We start from the raw sequence: 18,899 nt of genomic DNA on the forward strand, positions 1-18,899 counted from the left end.
GTAGGCTGCAAGGTATTTAGAGCCCTACTCGCTGGCGAAAATGGCGACCTCGTTCACACCTGCGCTGGTTGCCCGGCCCCGGTACATTCCCGGTGTGTTGAAGCTAAACACTGCATCACCATCAGGGGTCACGACGATCACACCGCCGGATCCGCCAAGGTCTTTCACTTCTGCCATGACGGCATCGGCTTCTTCTTGAACCGCGATTGCATCGAGGGAAAACTCGCTGGCATGGACCAGATATGTAGGCACGCCGTCCGCATCGAGCGGAACGGAGCGCTGCGCCGCTTCGATATCCGCCAAAAAGCGGTAGCGCAGCCGGGTGCAGATTTCCTGTGCGACGCCAACCCGAATGAAATATTCGCCCGCGCCAGTGGCAGATACCGCGCAAGACCGATTATCTGCATAGGTTCCTGCGCCGATCACCGGCACATCCCCGATCCGGCCCCACCGCTTGCCAGTTAATCCCCCGGTTGAGGTACCCGCCGCAAGGTTGCCTTCTTTATCGAAGGCCACTGCGCCAACCGTGCCAAATTTATGATCGACATCCAGTACGCTTAATTGCTGTTCTTTCATTCGTTCAAGAGCTTCGCGACGGCGTTCGGTTGCGAACCATTCCGGCCCGGCCAGTTCCAGCTTTGCATCTCCGGCAAATTCTTCCGCCCCCGCCCCGCTTAGAAACACATGGCGGCCATCCTGCATGATCGCATTGGCGAGCAGAATCGGGTTCTTAACCGATTTAACCCCGGCCACCGCACCCGCTTTGCGGCTCGCACCATCCATCAGCGCGGCGTCCAGTTCATTTTCGCCTTCCCAAGTGAACACCGCACCGCGCCCGGCATTGAACTTGGCGTCATTTTCCATCGGAACGATTGCTGCTTGGACAGCCTCCATTGCAGTTCCGCCATTTCTAAGGATTTCAGCGCCGGCATCCAACGCTGATTGCAGCGCCGCTTCATACTCGGCCTGCTGCTGGACAGTCATCTTGTCGCGGTCCATAGTGCCCGCTCCGCCGTGAATCGCTATCGACCAAGTTTGATATTCCTCATGCGCATGATCATCGTGGGCGACAGCAAATGATGAAGAAGTGGCAAATGAAAACGCGATAAACGCGGTTAGAAATGTAAAATGGTGCTTCATGGGGTATGATTCTCCGAAAATTCGTGCATTTTACAAATGTCTTTGTGCGCCTTTTCTGACGCACAACAGGGGTGTTACTATTAAATCAGGGCAGCGCCAAACTGGACGCTATCGAACCTTAGGGGAACTATACATATGCCACTCGGTAATTATCAATTCGATCAGGAGCTAGCGGTCAACCTAGCCACTGTGGGCGTCAAAGCGCTCCTCATTCTCATCGTGACTTGGCTACTTGCAAAAGCGGCGAAATGGACTTTTGCAAAACTCGTCGACAAGATCTCTTTCCTCCAGCGCGGCACATCGACGGGTACATCCGTCGGCGAATCGCTTGGCAAAATTGTTTCGCTGTTCATTTGGCTGTTTGGTCTGCTGGCCATTCTGCAAGTGTTTGAGCTTGATGCGGTTGCCACACCGATCAACAACTTGCTCAACAACATGATGGATGTGATCCCGAACCTTCTCGGCGCTGGCATCCTATTGTTCGTTGGTCTGATGATTGCAGGCATCGTTCGCGACATCGCAACCACTGCCATGCAGACTGTTGATCTGGACAAGTGGGCCAATAAAGGCGGCGTAGATAACGTCACCGGCAACACTACAATCAGCAAAACAATCGGCACAATTATCTATGTGTTCATCGCTATTCCGGTTGCGATTGCAGCACTTGGCGTATTGAATATCGCAGCCATTTCTGGCCCGGCGACCGAAATGCTCGGCATGATCTTGAATGCTATCCCGAACATCATCGCTGCCGGCGTTCTGCTGGGTGTAGGTTACATGATCAGCAAGTTCGCTGTTGGTATCCTGTCAGAACTGCTGTCAGGTCTGGGTATTGACCGTTCGGTCGATGCAATGGGTCTGTTGCCAGCTGGTACCAGCGCTTCCGGCGTTGTTTCACGGATCGTCCAGATTGCCATCATCTTGTTCTTCGCAATTGCGGCGACCAAGCTGCTCGGCTTCCCTGAACTGACCAACATCCTGAACACAGTGCTTGAGCAAGGCGGTAACGTAATGTTCGGTGCAGTCGTCATCGGTATCGGTTTCTTGATTGCTAACCTTCTCGCCAACATTGTTGGCGGTGCAAGCGGTGCATCAGTGGCCGGTTCGGTTGTACGTTATGCCACAATCCTGCTGTTCACATTCATGGGCCTTGGCCAGATGGGTGTTGGCGGTGAAATCGTAGACATGGCGTTCGGCGCATTGGTAATCGGCGGCGCTGTTGCCGGTGCTCTCGCCTTCGGTCTTGGCGGACGCGATTGGGCAGCCAAGAAGCTGGAGCAAATGGACGGTGACGCACCTGCCAAAGCTCCTGCAAAGAAACCAGCTGCTCGCAAGACAGCAACCAAAGCGAAGTAAATTCGCCAAAATAGCCCTTCACAAAAAGGGTCGCACATAAGTAGGGGCGTAGGATCATGATCCTGCGCCCCGCTTTTTTGGAAGACATCCCCGCGCTGGCAGAACTGGGCCGCAGCAGTTTTTGCGCCAAGTTTGCGCATCTTTATTCTGCCGAAAATCTCGATCCATTTCTGGAGCAGGTCTATTCGATCGATGGTGTCACCAGCGATTTCAACCAGCCAAACCTGATCTATCAATTGGCGGAAGATGAGACGGGATTGATCGGCTTTTGCAAGATCGCCCGCCGCAGCAGCTATGCTGAACATTCAGACGCGAAACGGCCAATGAGCCTTAACCAGCTCTATACAGCGGCTGGTCGGACCGGTCAGGGGATCGGTGCTGCGCTGACCGACTGGGCCATAGCGGAAGCCCGCGAACATAGCGCCGATGCCGTCCAGCTATCCGTCTATAGCGAGAATTATGGTGCGCAGCGTTTCTATGCGCGGTACGGTTTCACAAAAATTGCGGATATCGGCTTCTGGGTCGGCAACCAACGCGATGCAGAGTTTCTATACGAGCTGAGACTGGATTCTTAGCCGCACCTTACAGGAGAAGATGATGACCGATTTTGGCGCGACAAGCACGGCTGACGAAGTGCTGGAAGGCAAAGACCTGACCGGAAAACTCGTTTTCATCACGGGCGGCGCATCCGGTCTGGGCCAAGAAACGGCACGCGCAATGGCCGCCAAAGGGGCGCATGTGGTGATCGCCGCGCGTGACCAAGCCAAGCTGGACGAAGCCGCACAAGCCATTCGCGATGGCAGCGGCAGTGATGCGGTGGAAACGATCCTGTGTGATTTGGCTTCTCTCAGCAGCGTGCGCGCCTGCGCCAAAGAAACGAATGAACGCTTCGACCGGATCGATCTGATGATCAACAATGCTGGCGTAATGGCCTGCCCTTTTGCCACAACTGCTGACGGTTTCGAAATGCAGTTCGGGACCAATCATATTGGCCATTTCCTGCTGACCAATTTGCTGGTGCCCTTGATCAAGAAAGGCACACAACCGCGGATCGTGAACCTTTCCAGCCGCGGCCATGTCTTTGCGGATGTGGACCATGATGACCCTAATTACCAAAACCGCGAATATGAAAAATGGGCCGCCTATGGCCAATCAAAGACGGCCAACATCCAGTTTACTGTTGGGTTGCACAGCCGCCTCGCGCGGCATGGCATCCAATCATACGCTCTGCACCCGGGCGGTATCATGACCAATCTGGGACGGCATATGACCCAGGAAGATATGGAATGGATGACCAAGCGCGTGAAAGAAAATGCCGGTGATGGGCCCGGCCTGAAGTCTATTCCGCAAGGTGCGGCCACGACCTGCTACGCTGCAACGGCGGCGGAATTGGACGGACAAGGCGGCGTCTATCTGGAAGATTGCCATGTCGCCGCGATAGATGATGTCAGCCAGAAAGATGGCGTGCGATCCTACGCTCTCGATCCTGCCAAAGCCGAACGGTTATGGGCCGTGTCAGAACAGATGGTAGGCGAAACATTCGCCTATTGATCCGTTCTGGCAGGCTTACTCGTCCAGAAACGCCTTCACCAACGCGAAAGTGTCTTTGGCCTCTCGGGTAAAGGTCAGCGCCATGTAAACATGCGGCCCGCCTTCATATTCGTATAGCTTGGTCGGCACCCCGGCAGCGCGTGCTTTGTCCGCAAAAGTGCGGCTATCGATAACGAAAATATCGTGCCGCCCTTGGAAAATCGCGATTGGCGGCAGGCCTGCCAAATCTGCATTTAGCGGGCTGGCATGGGGATGATCGACCCCGCGATCCCCGGCCCACCACTCGCCCAGTACTTTGACGCTGTCTATATCGAGAATAACGTCCTTATCATTCACATTGCGGGCCGCCGGGTCAGTCATAGCCATATCGAGCCACGGGGCGAACGGGATCAGTTTTGCCGGCAATGACTTACCCGCATCACGCCGCTGGATCGCGAGCGACACGGCCATATTGCCGCCTGCACTGTCGCCGCACAATGCGACTTTATCATCGCCCCATTCAGCCGCGACCGTCTCATATACCGCGGCCGCCTGCTTGTTCGCCGGGTGATAATCATGCTCCGGAATGATATGATAGAGCGGCACACTGATGCTTGCCCCCGTGCTTTCGACCATCGCAGCCACCAGCGGCCAATGCTCTTTGAACATCGGCATATAAAAACCGCCACCGTGAAAATAGATAATGTGCCAGGCACCCTTCCCCGCTTTGGGATGTAGAGTGACAACCGCTTGGCCTTCTGCTTCCCACAGCTCCACGTTGAAACGCTGCTTAAAACTATCTGGCATCGGCGCGTCTGCGGGCAAAGCACGTGTTGGAACATTGGCTTTGATCGCGGCTGCATCGCTAAAGTCGCTGCCGCGTTTGGCGATAACCCATTCCATCAACCGCATCCGCAGGCTGGGTTTGGCAAACCGAAGTTCAAAGGTTTCGCTATTGGTCACACATTCTCTCCCCACTATCTATCAAGAGAGCCGGATCAGAACGCAAGGTCAAGCAGATAGAGGGGTGCGACCGTCTATTTGGTGATCGCCGCAATCAATCCGTTATGCAACCAGCGGCCCAGCATGGCACCCGATTCTGCGATCGCCTCTTCCTCGCCCAAGGATTCCACCAGATATGCGCACATCGCGCCATAGGTTGATCCGTTCCGCATCATCTGCAGCGCGCGGCCTTCTGCATCACTCACTTGCATGAAGACGGGTTTCACCCCTTCACGCCAAACAACCAGATGCATCGGCTGTGCCGATATGACTTCAGGCCGGTCTTCTGCGGCAAGCTCTTCCTCACCAGCGAGTGCCCGCCACAGCGCACCCACATCGTGCCGGACCAAGCGCTGGTCCGTACCGGGCAGAAACGTCAACTGCATATTGCCCCAGTCTTCTTCCGCGAATGTCGCAGCGAGTTTGCCCAGATCCTCGGCCACCATCGGAACCGCATCTGCCGCCACAAACGCGCGGTGCATGGCCCATTCCAGCCAGCCAAGTTCGGCCACTTCGGGATCGCCAGTGAACAGCTCTCGCAAAGTCTCGGGAAAACCATCCCCGGCGTCATCCAAGGTCCAGCTATTGGGCGGGCGATTGATCAGATGATGCGCTGCGGCCTGGCGGAATGCATCTTCGCCAGCCCATTTCGCCGTGCGTTCATATGTGTCACGCAAGGCATCAACCAAACGCGCCCGATACGCATTGCGGTAAATGTCCATCCCCGCGGCATGGCGATCAGTCCATCCTGCTGGCAGCGGATGCTCATCATCCAACACCTGCGCCATAAATTCCTGTTGGCGCTCCCCAAGACTATTCGCGGCTATCATGCTGCAATCCTTTCTGTTGGCCCGTCAGTGGGCCCATCAGTTGGTGACGGACCGGTCGCCAGAGCGCGTGCGCGGTCCAATTCTGTGAGCAGTTCAGGCAGCGGCGGGATGCCATCATCACGTTCGATCATGGTCGCCACATCACCCAATATCCCGCGCGCTTTGGCGTAAAGCTGCCAAACGCCGTCGCACACCAGCGCGTCGTGCGTATCAATCTTGATGTCGCCATCGGTATGGCCAGCCAGATGGATCTGGCGGACCCGATCAGCCGGGATTCCTGCCAGATAATCATCCGCCGAAAAGCCGTGATTATGCGCGCTGACATAAATGTTGTTAACGTCGAGCAGCAAATAACAGCCGGTGCGCAATGACATGGCAGAAAGGAACTCCCACTCTGTCATCTCATCTTCGGGGAATGTCATATAGCTCGAAGGGTTTTCAAACAGCATCGGCCGTCCCAGCGTTTCCTGAGCATGATCAATATTGCTGCAAACCACGTCCAATGCCTCGCGCGTGTAGGGCAGCGGCAGCAAGTCATGGCTGTTATGGGCGCTGGTACGGGTCCAGCATAAATGGTCGGAGACCCATAGCGGATCAATCCGGTTTGCAAGCATTTCCAGCCGGGCCAGATATTCAGAATCAAGCCCGTTTGCTGAACCAATGGACATCGAAACACCGTGCAAAATCACCGGCATTTTCGCGCGTACTTCTTCCAGAATGCGCAACGGATTACCGCCATCAACCATGTAGTTTTCCGAGATGACTTCGACGAAGTCCACCGGCACGTCACTTTCCAGGAAATCCTGATAATGCGTGCGGCGCAGGCCAAGCCCGAAACCGGAAAATGGTGCGATGGTGCTCATACCGTGGTCCCAAAAGACATTTCTAAATAAGAGAAAAGACGACCCGGCGAAGTGTGGGGGAGGGGTTGGGTTTTCGCCGGGTCGCCAAGATCAGCTGACCAAAAAACCGGCCAGCCAAACTGTTGTGTTATGAATTAGCTGATGTCGCCGATTGTGCCGCCAGCAGTCAGACACTCGCCAGCTTTCATCGCTTTGAAGCCGTGGCCTTTACAAGCGTTCTGACCTTTACAGGCGTTCTCAGTCGTCGCGCAGTCGGCATTACCAGCGCAGTCATGGACGCCGTAGCAATGCACAGTGTCATTGGCGTTGATGGCGCGGCCGCTGCTGCCAGCTGGCGCATCAGCTGCAAAAGCTGTTGCAGAAGACAATGCAAGTGCTGCGGCAGTTGCGGCGAAAATTGTGTTCTTAGTCATGATATGATCCTTCAATATTGGGGCCCGTACAATGCCCCGAATATTTGAATTGGGGCGAGCTCTTAAAGTCTGCGTGTCCGTGGGGGACAGGGTGCAATTCGCCATGACTAAGCAAAAGGTTACAGAAAAAGTTCAGCCGAATATTTTTTCGTTTTTTGTAACGATTATCGTCGCTCCTGCGAACTCCTTAATGTTCCCGGCACGATCCGGGGCCAGAAATACAGTCCTCACCGGACGCACGATATTATTCACGCTTAAGGAGAAGTAACATGAACAAGAACAACGTAGCCCGCATCGCTGGTATCGCTCTCGCCGCTGGCGTAACTGCCGGCCTCACTATCACCCCGGCTGCAGCACAAAGCGGAGGCAAAGAAAAATGCTACGGCGTTGCCAAAGCAGGCAAGAACGACTGCGCTGCTGGCCCAGGCACAAGCTGCTCAGGCACATCGACCCGCGATTACCAAGGCAATGCCTGGAAACTCGTCGCCAAGGGTTCTTGCGAAACCATCAAAACACCAAAAGGCAACGGCTCGCTGAAGCCAATCCGCCGCTAAGCACTAGCCGCACAAAACGAGGGAGCTGAGCCATGCAACGCATCACCACTATTTATGACCGGGTAACCGGATTTCTGTCCGGCCGCATTATTGAGAGTTTTGCGTTGTTGCTCACCCGATTGGCTTTGGCCGGAGTGTTTTGGCGCTCCGGCCGGACCAAAGTGGTCGAAGGGACCGCTTTGGAAATCGATGAGACACAATATTATCTGTTTGAAGAGTTCAATCTACCTGGATTGTCGCCGGATATTGCCGTTCCGCTGACCACCTATGCGGAACATTTCTTCCCCATCCTGATAGCGTTCGGGATTGCCACTCGGTTCGGGGCCGCTGCTTTGCTGGTTATGACGGCCGTTATTCAGATTTTCGTTTTCCCGGAAGCATGGTGGGCAGTCCACAGCCTATGGGCCGCTATGGCTCTCGTGTTGATCTCTCGCGGGGCAGGTATATTTTCTTTTGATGCTGCTGTAACCAAACTGCGCAGCCCGGCGAAGTAGCTATCAAGCGACCTTGCAAACACGCTTAAAGGGGCAAACACGCTAAAGGGAGGGTGCCATGATAGCAGATGAAGCAACATTGGCCCGTTTGATGGTCTCTTCTCAAAAGGGAGACCAACAGGCCTACACCGTTTTATTGACGGAAGTGCAATTGTGGCTCGAGCGGTATTTTCGCCGCCGTTGCCCGCCCGCGCAGCTCGATGATTTGGTGCAGGAAGTGATGATGGCAGTGCATAAAAAGCGCGCTACCTTTGACCCGACGCGGCCGTTTCTGCCGTGGCTGGCCGCCATTGCGCGGTACCGCTGGGTTGATCATTTGCGGAAAGTGTACCGCAACGAAGAAGACGCATTGGAAGATTTCGATGCGCCGGAAGATAGTGATGAAGAAGCGGTTCTGGCCCGTATGAGCCTGGAACGCCTGTTTGTGCAAATCCCGGAAAAGCAATCAGAAGTGATCGCTATGGTCAAAATCGAAGGGCTGTCGATCAAAGAGGCAGCCGACAAAAGCGGACAAACAGAGTCCGCTGTAAAAGTGAACATACATCGCGGTCTGAAAAAGATGTCCGCACTTATTGAGAAGGCAGAATAACCATGACACCTGAACGGAAAAGGGCAGCACCCAACCCTTTGATCGCGCAGATGGCGGCAGACCTTAAACCTGTCCGCACGATAAAGTTTCGCGACGGAGTGATCCTGATCGCATTGGCATTCGTGATCACAGTGCTCGGCGTCCATATTGTCGATGGTCTGTGGAAAGGCATCGTTGAAGGCCGGGCATCCGCCTTCTTCATTATCGGAAATGGATTGCTGCTTATCTTGGGTGTCGCCAGCACCAACAGCGTGCTGAAAATGGCAGCACCCCGCGTTGGCAATAGTCATGATGGCCCCAAATGGGCGATGGCGATGGCAGCCGTGCTTCCCCTCGCCGCTTTTGTGACGTTGGCGGGCCATGACCATGGTGGATCAGCCCTGAATGACCCATACGGCCTGACATGTTTTGTGTCTGGCTTGGTCGCCTCCACTGTAACCGCCGGGGCGTTGATCTTTTGGCTTCGCCAAGGCGCACCAGTGTCACCCAATACAGCAGGTATGCACATTGGCGTTGCTTCAACCGCGCTGGGTTCCGTTGCTTACGGCCTTGCTTGCCCACTTGATGGCGTCGTCCATCTCGGTCTGTGGCATGCTGCGCCAGTGCTCGTCGGCGCTATCATTGGCCGCTACGCATTGCCTCCGCTATTGCGCTGGTAAGGGCGGTCGCTGGAGGTAGGACCTATGCGCTTTCTCTGAACGATAGTCGCTATCGAAAAAGCCGACTGTGAACAGGAAGGCCAGTATGAGCATCGCAAATTCACCACCATCTTCGATGAAGACGAGCAAAGCGTGGAATGCTGCGTTCTGATCACCCCAGACAACCAGAAGGTCGACAATTACGCCGAAGAACGCAGCACTTACAACACATGCGGCAAGAATCAGCGAGAAGGCGAGCGCCCTTTGCGAAGCGGTGCGCAAAGTCACCACCATAGCGATCAGCCAAAGTCCGCCGACAGCAACCAGCAATACAAACTCTGCCAAGTGATCGGCTTCGACCGGCACAAAGCGGATCCATTCCAAAGCGGGGCCAAAGCTCTTGCCGAATGCCTCATGAACCTCGGTCCAATTGTCGAGTGTTAGCCAGCCGAACAATATCGAATTGGCCAGATAGACAGGCGCGCGCTTGGTCTTCCACAGCAGCAGCGTCATTACCGCGACCGCGCCCGTCATCGAATACTCAAGGAACTCGCCAAGCCCTCGATCAGAGGCAAGGTAGAACTGAACCGGAAGCTCTGCATTGGTGAGTGAGCCGTAATGGGCTGCGACATCGAGCCCGACGAGAACGCCAGCGTATGGTAAGATCAAGAAGGCAGCGAGGCGACTTGCTCTGGAGCGAGCGATTTCGACTACGAGCCAAATTACGTCTTTGATGGTTGAAAAAAAAATTGGTTTTCTCCTGCCTTGAGCGGTGTCTTGTCCTGCACCAGATAAGGCCAGAGACAATCATTAAGGGGCAGTTGTGCCATTCTGGGCATATTTAGCGCCAATAGTTTTCTCAAGAATTGAGGGCCGCGCCGCTGACAAAGCGGCACGGCCCTCTCGCTGTTAACCGGGGAGACTAAAGAGTTCGGGTTCAGCAGCCCGAACCCGGGATTCTAGAAACGGATACCCAAGCCGGCGCTCAGCACCCACGGGTCAAGATCGTGCTCTGTCTGGAGCAATATCCCGTTATTGTCGCTGAATGTGGCAGTCGTTCCGATGAAGTACCGCTTGGCATCCAGGCTCAACATCAAGCCATTGTCGTTTAGGTCAAAATCTACGCCCGCCTGCAATGCGACGCCAAACTCGTCCGACAGATCGACATCGTTGATGCCCAAGGCTGGCGCACCGCTGCCCACGTTCTCGCTAAAGATAAAGAAATACGCTGGACCTGCGCCGACATAGGGTTTGATGCCGCCCAGATCGAAGTGGTATTTCGCAGTGACCGTAGCGGGCAGGATGATTGCGTTGTCGATCAGCTCAACCCCCGCGATCGCGCCCGTACCATTCACGTCATGCGGCGTGACGCAGCAGATCGTTTCGATCGAGAAATTGTTTGCAATAAAGTACTCGGCGGCAATTGTGGGGACAACGCTGTCGGATGCTTCGGTCTGGGTACCGACCGGCACTCCGATAGTATCGACCACCACATCGGTAATCTCGCCATCAGGCAAAACGCCGGTAACAAATGCTCTCACTTGAACATCGCCCGCTTCCTGCGCCGCAACGCTTGGCGCGAAAGTGACCAATTTAGCGGCGAAAGCCGCGGAAAGGGCTGCATTGCGAAACTTCATGATACTTGTCATCCTTGTTCAATACCAAAACAGAGTATTGACCGGATAATCCGCCACATGGTCAGGAAGTTTCATTGGAAATTGCTGCCAAGTTTCATAGGCAAAATCTATTGTTATGAAATATCTGCAATATACGGGCTATGAAAGGCATTCGCTCGTGGATCGATTTCCTGTCCGGCCCGTTACGCCTACAACCGTAAAACAGGAAAGCCGTGGCAATGTTAGGTGTCGCAAATTCGCCTAAAAGGCTCCATATGGCTTTGGATAGCAATGCTGCCGCGCATGAATGTGCGCTTAGACTGTGTGCCATGTGTACCACGCCGTAAGGAAATGAGCCGCTAAGATGAATGACATCCGCCCTTGGCGCACAATCGAGCGCCGCAAGTGTCGTCAGATTATGGTCGGGGACGTGCCGGTTGGCGGCGACGCCCCCATTACTGTACAAACGATGACCAACACGCCGACCGAAGATGCGGTGGCGACGCTCAATCAGATCCAGCGCTGCGAAGATGCTGGGGCAGATATTATTCGTGTTTCCTGCCCGACCGAGGAAGCCACTGCGGCATTTGGCAAGATCACCAAAGCCAGCCGCATCCCGATCGTGGCAGATATCCACTTCCACTATAAGCGCGCCTTGGAAGCCGCCGACGCTGGTGCAGCATGTTTACGCATCAACCCGGGCAACATCGGTTCAAGCGCGCGGGTGGCAGAAGTTGTGCGGGCTGCGAAAGCCAATGGCTGCGCAATCCGCATCGGTGTGAATGCCGGAAGTCTGGAAAAGGACTTGCTGGAAAAATATGGCGAGCCCTGCCCGGAAGCTCTGATTGAAAGCGCGCTTGATCATATCAAGCTGCTGCAAGATCACGACTTTCACGAATTCAAAGTTGCCGTAAAAGCCAGCGACGTGTTCCTGGGCGTCGCCGCCTATCACGGGCTCGCAGAGGCGGTGGATTGCCCGCTCCATCTGGGCATTACGGAAGCTGGCGGTCTGATTGGCGGCACAGTCAAAAGCTCCATCGGTATGGGCAGCCTGCTATGGGCCGGCATCGGTGACACCATCCGCGTGTCATTGTCTGCTGAGCCCGAGCAAGAGGTCAAAGTTGGCTTTGAAATGCTTAAGTCTCTTGGCCTGCGGACCAGAGGCGTGCGGGTGGTATCCTGCCCCAGCTGTTCCCGCCAAGGGTTTGACGTGATCCGCACAGTCGAGGCATTGGAAGCCCGGCTTGAACATATCAAAACCCCGCTTTCACTCTCGGTCCTTGGCTGCGTAGTCAACGGCCCCGGCGAAGCACGCGAAACCGATATCGGCCTAACCGGCGGCGGCAATGGAAAGCACATGGTCTATTTGTCCGGCGTCACCGATCACACAATCGAAAGCGACGATATGCTCGATCACATCGTTGAACTGGTCGAGAAAAAAGCCGCCAAGATCGAAGCGGGTGAAGCCACCGCCTTCGACCCGCACGCAGACGATGCGGTTCCGGCTGAATAATCACATAAAAGGAAAAGCAGCGTGGCTGATTTTGACACCGACTATCTCGTTATCGGCGCTGGCGCTGTCAGCTTGGCATTTGTCGATACGCTGCTGGATGAAGACCCCGACTGCCATATCACTATTGTTGATATGCATGCCAAGCCGGGCGGGCACTGGAATGATGCCTATTCCTTTGTTGCGCTGCACCAGCCATCAGCCTTTTACGGGGTCAATTCGATGGAATTTGGCGGTGATGTGGTGGATGATCACGGGCCCAATAAAGGGCTGTTCCCGCTCGCCAGTGGTTCCGAGATTTCAGCCTATTTTGAAACGCTGATGAACCGCCGTTTCCTGCCCAGCGGGCGGGTCGATTATCACCCGCTATCGGAATATCTTGGCAAAGATGACAATATGGTCGGGACGGTCAAACAGGTCATGTCCGGCAAGGAAACCACGGTTCAAATCCGGCGCAAAGTGATCGACGGTACATTCTACAAAACGTCGGTCCCGGCAACGCATACACCGCAATATGACGTTGCTGACGGTACGCCATTTACGATCCCTGGTGATCTGCCCAAATTGTGGATGCGCGCGGATGACTTGCCCGGCCATTACGTGATTGTCGGCGCAGGCAAGACAGCGATGGATGCCGGTGTTTGGCTGCTGGAAGCAGGTGTTGATCCAGACACAATCAGTTGGATTTGCCCGCGCGATTCATGGCTGATCAACCGCAAATATACCCAGCCCGGACCAGACTTCTTTGAAGGCGCTGTTGGCAACCAAATCGCTCAGTTGAAAGCAGCCGGGGCAGCAAAAACCGGCGACGAGATGTTCGAGATACTCGGGCGTGACGGGCATATGCTGCGGATTGACGAGAGCGTGAAGCCGGAAATGTTCCACTATGCCACAATTTCGGAAGGCGAAGTGGAACGGCTGCGCAAAATCAAACATGTCATCCGGCGGGGGCGTGTTTCTGCGATTGCGCCGGGCAGTATGACGTTTGCCGATGGCGAGGAAACAGTTCCGCAAGATGCTCTGTTCATCGATTGCACAGCGACAGCGGTGCCGTTCACGGAAAGCCGCATACATGGCCCGCAATTCCGCGGCGACACAGTCGTTCTCCAGCCAATCCATGTGCCGCTGGTTACGCTGAGCGCTGCCCTCACCGCCTTCTTGGAAGTCGCATTCGATACTGACGAGGAAAAAAATGCGCTGGGTATTCCCTCTCCGCTCACAGATACGCCGAACACCTATCCGCTGGGTATGCTGACGAATTACATGAACCGGGGTGCATGGTCGAAGAACCCGAAAATCGCAGCTTGGCTATCGAAAGCACGGCTCGATCCCACGGGCAAAACAGTCGCCAAGATGATGGCCGAAGGCGATACACGCCTTGCCGTCATGGCTGGTTTTCAGGACGCCGTGAAAGTCGGTATTCCGGGGCTTCAACGCTTGGCTGTGGCGGCACAGGCAGAGCATCAGGACCGATGAAGGCAGCCATTTTCGGGGCGGCGCTCGGTGCGCTCGCTTTTACCGGATGCACTGCGACCCATGCCGGTGTCACAGAATCCGCAACCAAAGAAGCCGACCATCCGGAAGCGCGCCTCTATGATCCCTCAATAGATGCATCGGCGGCGGTGGATGCGGCACTGGCCCGCGCAGCGCAGCGTAAAGTCAATGTCCTGTTGGTTCTGGGCGCCAATTGGTGCCACGATAGCCGTGCCTTTGCCGGATGGATGGAAACCCCGCGTTTCAAGGCGTTAACCGATGCACGCTATGAGCTGGTCTATATCAATGTCGGGATGCCACAGACCAAGGACGGCCACAATCTGCACATTGCAGAGCGGTTTGGTGTGGACGATATCGAAGGGACGCCAACGGTGCTGTTGCTGTCGTGGGACGGGATCCTGCTCAATGACGAGACGGCAAAAAGCTGGCGCAACACTGCCAGCCGCAGCGAAGATGCCATTTTTGAAGAGCTGGCGCTGATGGCGACGACTGAGATCGCCCGGGAATAGGTCGCACACCCTGCTTCACGTTGTCCATCATGCCGATTACATGGCTCCTGCGCCTGAACGCGGGACATTCAAATTCGATAAATATTATCTGGTCATGGAAGCTCTGCGCTCGGGCGGCCATCCGGTGACGGAACACGCGCCCCAACCTATGCCGCGCGCATGGCTGGAGGCGGTCCATTGCCCCGATTATGTGGAACAGGTCTTCACTTCGACCGTGCCGAAGGGCAAAGAACGCCGGATCGGCTTCCCGGTAACGCCCCATATTGCTAGCCGGGTACGGCACACCAATGGCGGCACATGGCTGGCAGCAAAATTGGCGAAACAGCATGGCTATGCAGCGAACAGTGCAGCCGGCAGCCACCATGCGCTGCATGATACAGGCGCGGGATATTGCGTGTTTAATGATCTGGCCGTGGCGGCGAACCGCTTGGTTGCAGAAGGCGATGCGCGGCGCATTCTGATTGTCGATCTGGATGTGCATCAGGGCGATGGCACTGCCAGCCTTACTGCCGGACGCGAGGATATTTTCACCTTCTCCATGCAGGCAGAAAAGAACTTCCCTGTTCGCAAAGCGCGATCCGATCTGGATATCAATCTGCCCGATAATATGCCCGATGCCGCCTATCTGGCAGAGCTGGAACGGCATTTGCCGCCTATCTTTGAGGAGTTCGCCCCTGATCTGGTGTTATATCAGGCAGGGGTTGATCCGCACCGGGATGACAAGCTTGGCCGTCTGGCCTTAAGCGATGATGGATTGCAAAAGCGGGACAGATTTGTCGTGGCAGCATCCAGATCGCGCGGCATCCCCATCGCCAGCGCGCTCGGTGGCGGCTACGGCAACGACCAACGGATCGTGGCCCAGCGCCATGCCCGTTCGATGATCGCTATGGCGCAGGAGAACGCTCTTTACCCGCGCTTAAGCCAACCCGCTTAAAACAGGGGCATGTTGAACCGGATCATAGCATTTAGCGGCTTTGTTATCGTCGCAGCGATCATCGCCACGCCAGCGCAAGATGGTGTGGAAACTGTGGAGCGCAGCGGGCAATCTTCCAGCGATGGCTTTGACGGCGGTTCTTCCTCCGCATCAACAGACAGTTCATGGTATGCAGGTACTCATACCCTCACCCGCAGCGCGGATGGCCATTTCTATGCCAATATCGATGTCAACGGCGCGTCCATGCGGATGCTGGTTGATACCGGAGCCAGTGTGGTGGCCTTGACCGAACGCGATGCATTGGATGCTGGCCTTACGTGGAACCCGGACGATGTTGGCCCCATCGGCAGAGGCGCTAGCGGGACAGTGTACGGCGTGGCGACAACGATCGACAGCATCGAATTGGGCGGCATCGCCCAGCGCAATGTGCGGGCGATCATAATTCCGCAGGGCCTCGACATTTCCCTGCTTGGTCAGTCATTTCTGGGCGGGATCAGATCGGTAGAGATCGCCAATGGCCAAATGGCGTTAGACGACGGCTAAGCGGTCGCACCGGCTGTCTTAACTTCACCCGCCTTAGAAGTAGATATCAACATAGTCGGTCAAACCATCGCACCATTCAAACTGGCGTAACCGCCAATATTTACGGCCTTCTGTAATGGCAAACCGCCAATCCTGACGGCGCATTTTGCAGATACGGCCCGCATCCGGTGTCCCCTCAATCACAATCTCTCCCGAGAATGTGAAATAGCCTGTTCCAATCTCTGTCACATGGCCATCAATCGTAAGCAAACCACGCCCGCCACCGGGCGCATGCTGCACCCCTTTGAGCCATAACTGCCCGTCACGCTTTCCTGAATTGAGCGTGCCCCGCTTGTCCCAACCGATCCATTGCAATGTCAGCCCGCTATTGCTGAGCAGTCTGGCAGCCGCACTTTGATCCAGAATGCGCGTCGGCGTTCGATCAATCGATGTAGCCTGCGCTGCTGCTTTGGGGGCAGCGGCTACCGGGACAGGGGCCGTTGCAACAAATACGGGTTCTTGTTTGGCCATGCAGCCAGCAATCAAGGGCAGAAAAGAAAGCAGCAGATATCTTATCATGAGCGGCCAATACCATATTCGCGTTTTTTGTTCATCCTCAGCTTAAGGCCTGTTATGTATGGTGCCAATATGAATAGACGCGATCTCCTCACTCGTTCCGCTGCCATTGGCGCGGCCTTGGCTTTACCGGCACCAATTGCCGCGCAGCCGCGTGTCGGGCCTGCCCGGAACGCGAAGCTGGCTGAAATTGCCAAACGGGCACAGGCCAAAGCGGGCGATAAGCTGTGGCGCTCTGACTATGTCGGGATCGCGGATTTCGGACTGCGATCCTCCGAACCCCGTTTTCACTTCGTCAATATGGAAGCCGGGACCGTTGAATCATTCTTGGTCAGCCATGGTGACGGGTCCGATCCCGAACATGATGGCTGGCTCAATTGGTTTTCCAACACGCACGGATCGCATTGTACCAGCAAAGGCAGCTACGCGACCTATGGCTGGTACACCGGCCGGTACGGCACTTCGATCCGGCTAGACGGGTTGGAGGAAAGCAATTCCAACGCACTTGACCGGGCGATTGTGATGCACCGCGCGCGCTATGCAGAGAAATCGCATCTGGAACGGTGGGGCCGATTGGGCCGGTCAAACGGCTGCTTTGCAATGGGTGATGCCGATTTCAAAGTCGCTTTGCTGAAGCTTGGCGGAGGGCGCGTCTTGCACGCAGACAGCCTGGGGCTTCTGGAAAATGGAGAGATCGCCCCACCGCCAACGACAGAAGCACCCGCCGATCTAAAAATTCTGCAACGCGATCTGCCCACCGGGATCGAACAAGCCAATCCCGGTGTTTTCTAGCCGCACATAGTTCGGGCCAATAGCAGGCCCGATATTTACACTATATCGCGCGGATCATTCTCGATCGGAATGATCTGTTCACCCGTCACCCGTTCACGGTTCGGCACGCGGGGCGCTTCAAAGCTGTCCAGAACTGCTGGATCACGTCCGTAAATGTCAGAGAAGGTCGTCAGCTCGCCTTCGATATTCTGCGCCATCGTGAAATAGGTGATGTAAGCGGGCATGGTCTTCTCGAAACCGACTTTGGTGTATTTGCCCGATTTTAGCTTCGCGACACTCTCGTCAGCGGTAAGCCCGCCTTGCAAAATGGCCATCGTGATGGCCAGCTCGGTCGCGCGTTCGGTACGAATGCAGCCATGGCTCAAAGCACGGCGAGCATTTTTGAATAAGTGCCGCGACGGCGTGTCATGGAAGAAAATTGCATGGCGATTGGGCATGTCGAGCTTCATCAAGCCAAGCGAATTATTGGGCCCGGGCTGCTGCACGACCGAAACCCAGCCATTGGCGTGTTTCGTGGCTTTGTAGCCCGCGCGGCGCGCCCAAGCCGGATTGTTAAGCACCCGCGCGCCCAACCCTTCGCCTTTCACAATGGATTGCGGCACGGTCCACGTCGGATTGAAAATTACGCCTTCAACGCTTTCTGCAATTTGCGGCGTCGCCGTGCGGCCAGGCTTACCAACCACGGTCCGATAGGTACGAATGATCTTGTCATTGACGGTTAGTCGCAATTGATATTCCGGCACATTGGTCATCAAATATTGACTGCCCAGATCGCGCGCCAGCCACCGCCAACGATCCATATTGGCTTGGATCAGCTTATACCGCTTGGTGCCGGCTTCCGTTTTTCCAAGTTCTTCCTTCAACCGGAAATAGTCGGGGTGTTCGGGCATAATCCGGGCCAGAGTGCCGGCCATGTCGCCGCTTGCCAATGCATCTGCCATCAAACGCTCGGTCGGGTACCGATCCACATCGGGATCAAGCACGAACCACTGCTTACGCGCATTCATCGGCGTTCTGCCATCACGAAGATCTTCAACGAGGAAGGCAAAGGATTGCGTTGCAACAGCATTCAAATCCGCGTCAGCACCACCAGCGATCGCTGCCCGCAAACCCGTTAGATTATAATCGGCCGGCTTGAGACCATCAGTACCAATGCCTTCGATAATCGCTGCAAGCGCGCGCGCATTGTCCAAATCCCAACTTTGAAGTCCGGGCTGTTCCGGCTCGGCCATGTCGTCGATGGCCGCCGTCACCGGGTCAGAAATGACTGCATCCGCTGCCACTTCAACCGTTTCCTGCTGGATTTCCGGGTTTTGCGGGAGCAGGTTTTCGGGTTGGCTTGCAACAGACTCGCTTTGCGCAGCCAAATGGGCCGGCAAAGCTGCGCCAACCATTGCCAGAAGAGAAACCTGGATTACTCGCTTAGAAATCAATTTCGTATTCACTGTGCGTCCCACCAATATACTCGCCGCAACCGGCGCGGCACCCTTGTGCCTTAACATAAACCCGCCATCAACCATGATGCCTGTCTGAAGGC

Annotated in this window: 22 protein-coding genes; 13 read left to right on the forward strand and 9 right to left on the reverse strand. The window is 55.5% G+C overall.

Annotated features, from left to right (window positions below; translation table 11 throughout):
* Window positions 1–24: 24 nt before the first annotated feature.
* Window positions 25–1,140, reverse strand: coding sequence for an isoaspartyl peptidase/L-asparaginase family protein (locus tag HKD42_RS09345; protein WP_170012733.1), 1,116 nt, complete (start codon window positions 1,138–1,140; stop codon window positions 25–27).
* Between the two features lie 135 nt (window positions 1,141–1,275).
* On the opposite strand from HKD42_RS09345, the gene HKD42_RS09350 reads away from it, so the two are divergent.
* Genes HKD42_RS09350 through HKD42_RS09360 form a run of 3 tightly spaced genes read left to right on the forward strand, consistent with a single transcriptional unit; the run spans window position 1,276 to window position 4,047 of the window.
* The gene (locus HKD42_RS09350; RefSeq protein ID WP_170012735.1) at window positions 1,276–2,496 is read left to right on the forward strand and encodes a mechanosensitive ion channel; all 1,221 of its coding nucleotides are present in this window, start codon (window positions 1,276–1,278) and stop codon (window positions 2,494–2,496) included.
* Between the two features lie 56 nt (window positions 2,497–2,552).
* Window positions 2,553–3,071 carry a GNAT family N-acetyltransferase gene (locus tag HKD42_RS09355; protein WP_170012737.1) on the forward strand — a complete coding sequence of 173 codons (519 nt, stop codon included), beginning with the start codon at window positions 2,553–2,555 and terminating at the stop codon, window positions 3,069–3,071.
* A gap of 19 nt (window positions 3,072–3,090) precedes the next feature.
* Window positions 3,091–4,047 (forward strand): SDR family NAD(P)-dependent oxidoreductase, encoded by a 957-nt coding sequence (locus HKD42_RS09360; RefSeq protein WP_343042297.1) that lies wholly within the window; start codon window positions 3,091–3,093, stop codon window positions 4,045–4,047.
* Window positions 4,048–4,062: 15 nt separating this feature from the next.
* Here the strand turns inward: HKD42_RS09360 and HKD42_RS09365 are convergent, their stop codons facing one another.
* The 4 genes from HKD42_RS09365 to bufA2 all read right to left on the reverse strand — a co-directional run bounded on the left by HKD42_RS09365 (window position 4,063) and on the right by bufA2 (window position 7,134).
* Window positions 4,063–4,989, reverse strand: a complete 927-nt coding sequence (locus HKD42_RS09365; RefSeq protein ID WP_170012739.1) for an alpha/beta hydrolase fold domain-containing protein — start codon at window positions 4,987–4,989, stop codon at window positions 4,063–4,065.
* A 74-nt stretch (window positions 4,990–5,063) separates the two neighbouring features.
* On the reverse strand, window positions 5,064–5,858 hold the full coding sequence (locus HKD42_RS09370) for an HvfC/BufC N-terminal domain-containing protein (protein WP_170012741.1): 795 nt from the start codon (window positions 5,856–5,858) through the stop codon (window positions 5,064–5,066).
* Window positions 5,855–6,721 (reverse strand): MNIO family bufferin maturase, encoded by an 867-nt coding sequence (gene bufB, locus HKD42_RS09375; RefSeq protein ID WP_170012743.1) that lies wholly within the window; start codon window positions 6,719–6,721, stop codon window positions 5,855–5,857. The genes HKD42_RS09370 and bufB overlap by 4 nt, the downstream gene beginning before the upstream one ends.
* A gap of 134 nt (window positions 6,722–6,855) precedes the next feature.
* Entirely contained in the window at window positions 6,856–7,134 is a 279-nt protein-coding gene (bufA2, locus tag HKD42_RS09380) for a BufA2 family periplasmic bufferin-type metallophore (RefSeq protein ID WP_170012745.1), read from the reverse strand.
* Between the two features lie 269 nt (window positions 7,135–7,403).
* Between bufA2 and HKD42_RS09385 the strand changes: the two genes are divergently transcribed.
* The 4 genes from HKD42_RS09385 to HKD42_RS09400 are packed head-to-tail and all read left to right on the forward strand — an operon-like array spanning window position 7,404 to window position 9,430.
* Window positions 7,404–7,688, forward strand: a complete 285-nt coding sequence (locus HKD42_RS09385; protein ID WP_170012747.1) for a BufA1 family periplasmic bufferin-type metallophore — start codon at window positions 7,404–7,406, stop codon at window positions 7,686–7,688.
* Between the two features lie 32 nt (window positions 7,689–7,720).
* The gene (locus HKD42_RS09390; protein ID WP_170012749.1) at window positions 7,721–8,182 is read left to right on the forward strand and encodes a DoxX family protein; all 462 of its coding nucleotides are present in this window, start codon (window positions 7,721–7,723) and stop codon (window positions 8,180–8,182) included.
* Window positions 8,183–8,240: 58 nt separating this feature from the next.
* Window positions 8,241–8,771 carry a sigma-70 family RNA polymerase sigma factor gene (locus HKD42_RS09395; protein ID WP_170012751.1) on the forward strand — a complete coding sequence of 177 codons (531 nt, stop codon included), beginning with the start codon at window positions 8,241–8,243 and terminating at the stop codon, window positions 8,769–8,771.
* A 2-nt stretch (window positions 8,772–8,773) separates the two neighbouring features.
* Window positions 8,774–9,430: an NrsF family protein gene (locus HKD42_RS09400; RefSeq protein WP_170012753.1), complete on the forward strand. Its 657-nt coding sequence runs from the start codon at window positions 8,774–8,776 to the stop codon at window positions 9,428–9,430.
* Here HKD42_RS09400 and HKD42_RS09405 read toward each other — a convergent pair.
* Window positions 9,416–10,078: a hypothetical protein gene (locus HKD42_RS09405; RefSeq protein ID WP_170012755.1), complete on the reverse strand. Its 663-nt coding sequence runs from the start codon at window positions 10,076–10,078 to the stop codon at window positions 9,416–9,418. The two genes, HKD42_RS09400 and HKD42_RS09405, sit on opposite strands and share 15 nt — an antisense overlap.
* Window positions 10,079–10,368: 290 nt before the next feature.
* The gene (locus HKD42_RS09410; RefSeq protein ID WP_170012756.1) at window positions 10,369–11,046 is read right to left on the reverse strand and encodes an OmpW/AlkL family protein; all 678 of its coding nucleotides are present in this window, start codon (window positions 11,044–11,046) and stop codon (window positions 10,369–10,371) included.
* A 343-nt stretch (window positions 11,047–11,389) separates the two neighbouring features.
* Between HKD42_RS09410 and ispG the strand changes: the two genes are divergently transcribed.
* From ispG to HKD42_RS09435, 5 genes are read left to right on the forward strand one after another with little or no spacing between them, the layout of a single operon-like run.
* Window positions 11,390–12,538 (forward strand): flavodoxin-dependent (E)-4-hydroxy-3-methylbut-2-enyl-diphosphate synthase, encoded by a 1,149-nt coding sequence (gene ispG / locus HKD42_RS09415; RefSeq protein ID WP_170012758.1) that lies wholly within the window; start codon window positions 11,390–11,392, stop codon window positions 12,536–12,538.
* 21 nt (window positions 12,539–12,559) lie between these two features.
* Window positions 12,560–14,011 carry a hypothetical protein gene (locus HKD42_RS09420; RefSeq protein ID WP_170012760.1) on the forward strand — a complete coding sequence of 484 codons (1,452 nt, stop codon included), beginning with the start codon at window positions 12,560–12,562 and terminating at the stop codon, window positions 14,009–14,011.
* On the forward strand, window positions 14,008–14,538 hold the full coding sequence (locus HKD42_RS09425) for a thioredoxin family protein (RefSeq protein WP_170012762.1): 531 nt from the start codon (window positions 14,008–14,010) through the stop codon (window positions 14,536–14,538). Before HKD42_RS09420 ends, HKD42_RS09425 begins: the two co-directional genes overlap by 4 nt.
* A 40-nt stretch (window positions 14,539–14,578) precedes the next feature.
* Window positions 14,579–15,472 (forward strand): histone deacetylase family protein, encoded by an 894-nt coding sequence (locus HKD42_RS09430; RefSeq protein WP_170012764.1) that lies wholly within the window; start codon window positions 14,579–14,581, stop codon window positions 15,470–15,472.
* 9 nt (window positions 15,473–15,481) lie between these two features.
* Complete coding sequence (locus HKD42_RS09435; protein WP_170012766.1) at window positions 15,482–16,015, forward strand: retropepsin-like aspartic protease family protein; 534 nt, start codon at window positions 15,482–15,484, stop codon at window positions 16,013–16,015.
* Window positions 16,016–16,048: 33 nt separating this feature from the next.
* Here the strand turns inward: HKD42_RS09435 and HKD42_RS09440 are convergent, their stop codons facing one another.
* A complete protein-coding gene (locus tag HKD42_RS09440) occupies window positions 16,049–16,525 on the reverse strand; it encodes a hypothetical protein (protein ID WP_170012768.1) in 477 nt (158 codons plus the stop codon).
* Between the two features lie 117 nt (window positions 16,526–16,642).
* Here HKD42_RS09440 and HKD42_RS09445 point away from each other — a divergent pair, with 117 nt between their 5' ends.
* The gene (locus HKD42_RS09445; protein WP_170012770.1) at window positions 16,643–17,362 is read left to right on the forward strand and encodes a murein L,D-transpeptidase catalytic domain-containing protein; all 720 of its coding nucleotides are present in this window, start codon (window positions 16,643–16,645) and stop codon (window positions 17,360–17,362) included.
* Between the two features lie 35 nt (window positions 17,363–17,397).
* On the opposite strand, the gene HKD42_RS09450 is transcribed toward HKD42_RS09445, so the two are convergent.
* The gene (locus HKD42_RS09450) at window positions 17,398–18,756 is read right to left on the reverse strand and encodes a L,D-transpeptidase family protein (protein WP_170012772.1); all 1,359 of its coding nucleotides are present in this window, start codon (window positions 18,754–18,756) and stop codon (window positions 17,398–17,400) included.
* Window positions 18,757–18,899: the final 143 nt, after the last annotated feature.

It is taken from the genome of Pontixanthobacter rizhaonensis (assembly GCF_012972675.1).
Classification (GTDB): Bacteria; Pseudomonadota; Alphaproteobacteria; order Sphingomonadales; family Sphingomonadaceae; genus Pontixanthobacter; species Pontixanthobacter rizhaonensis.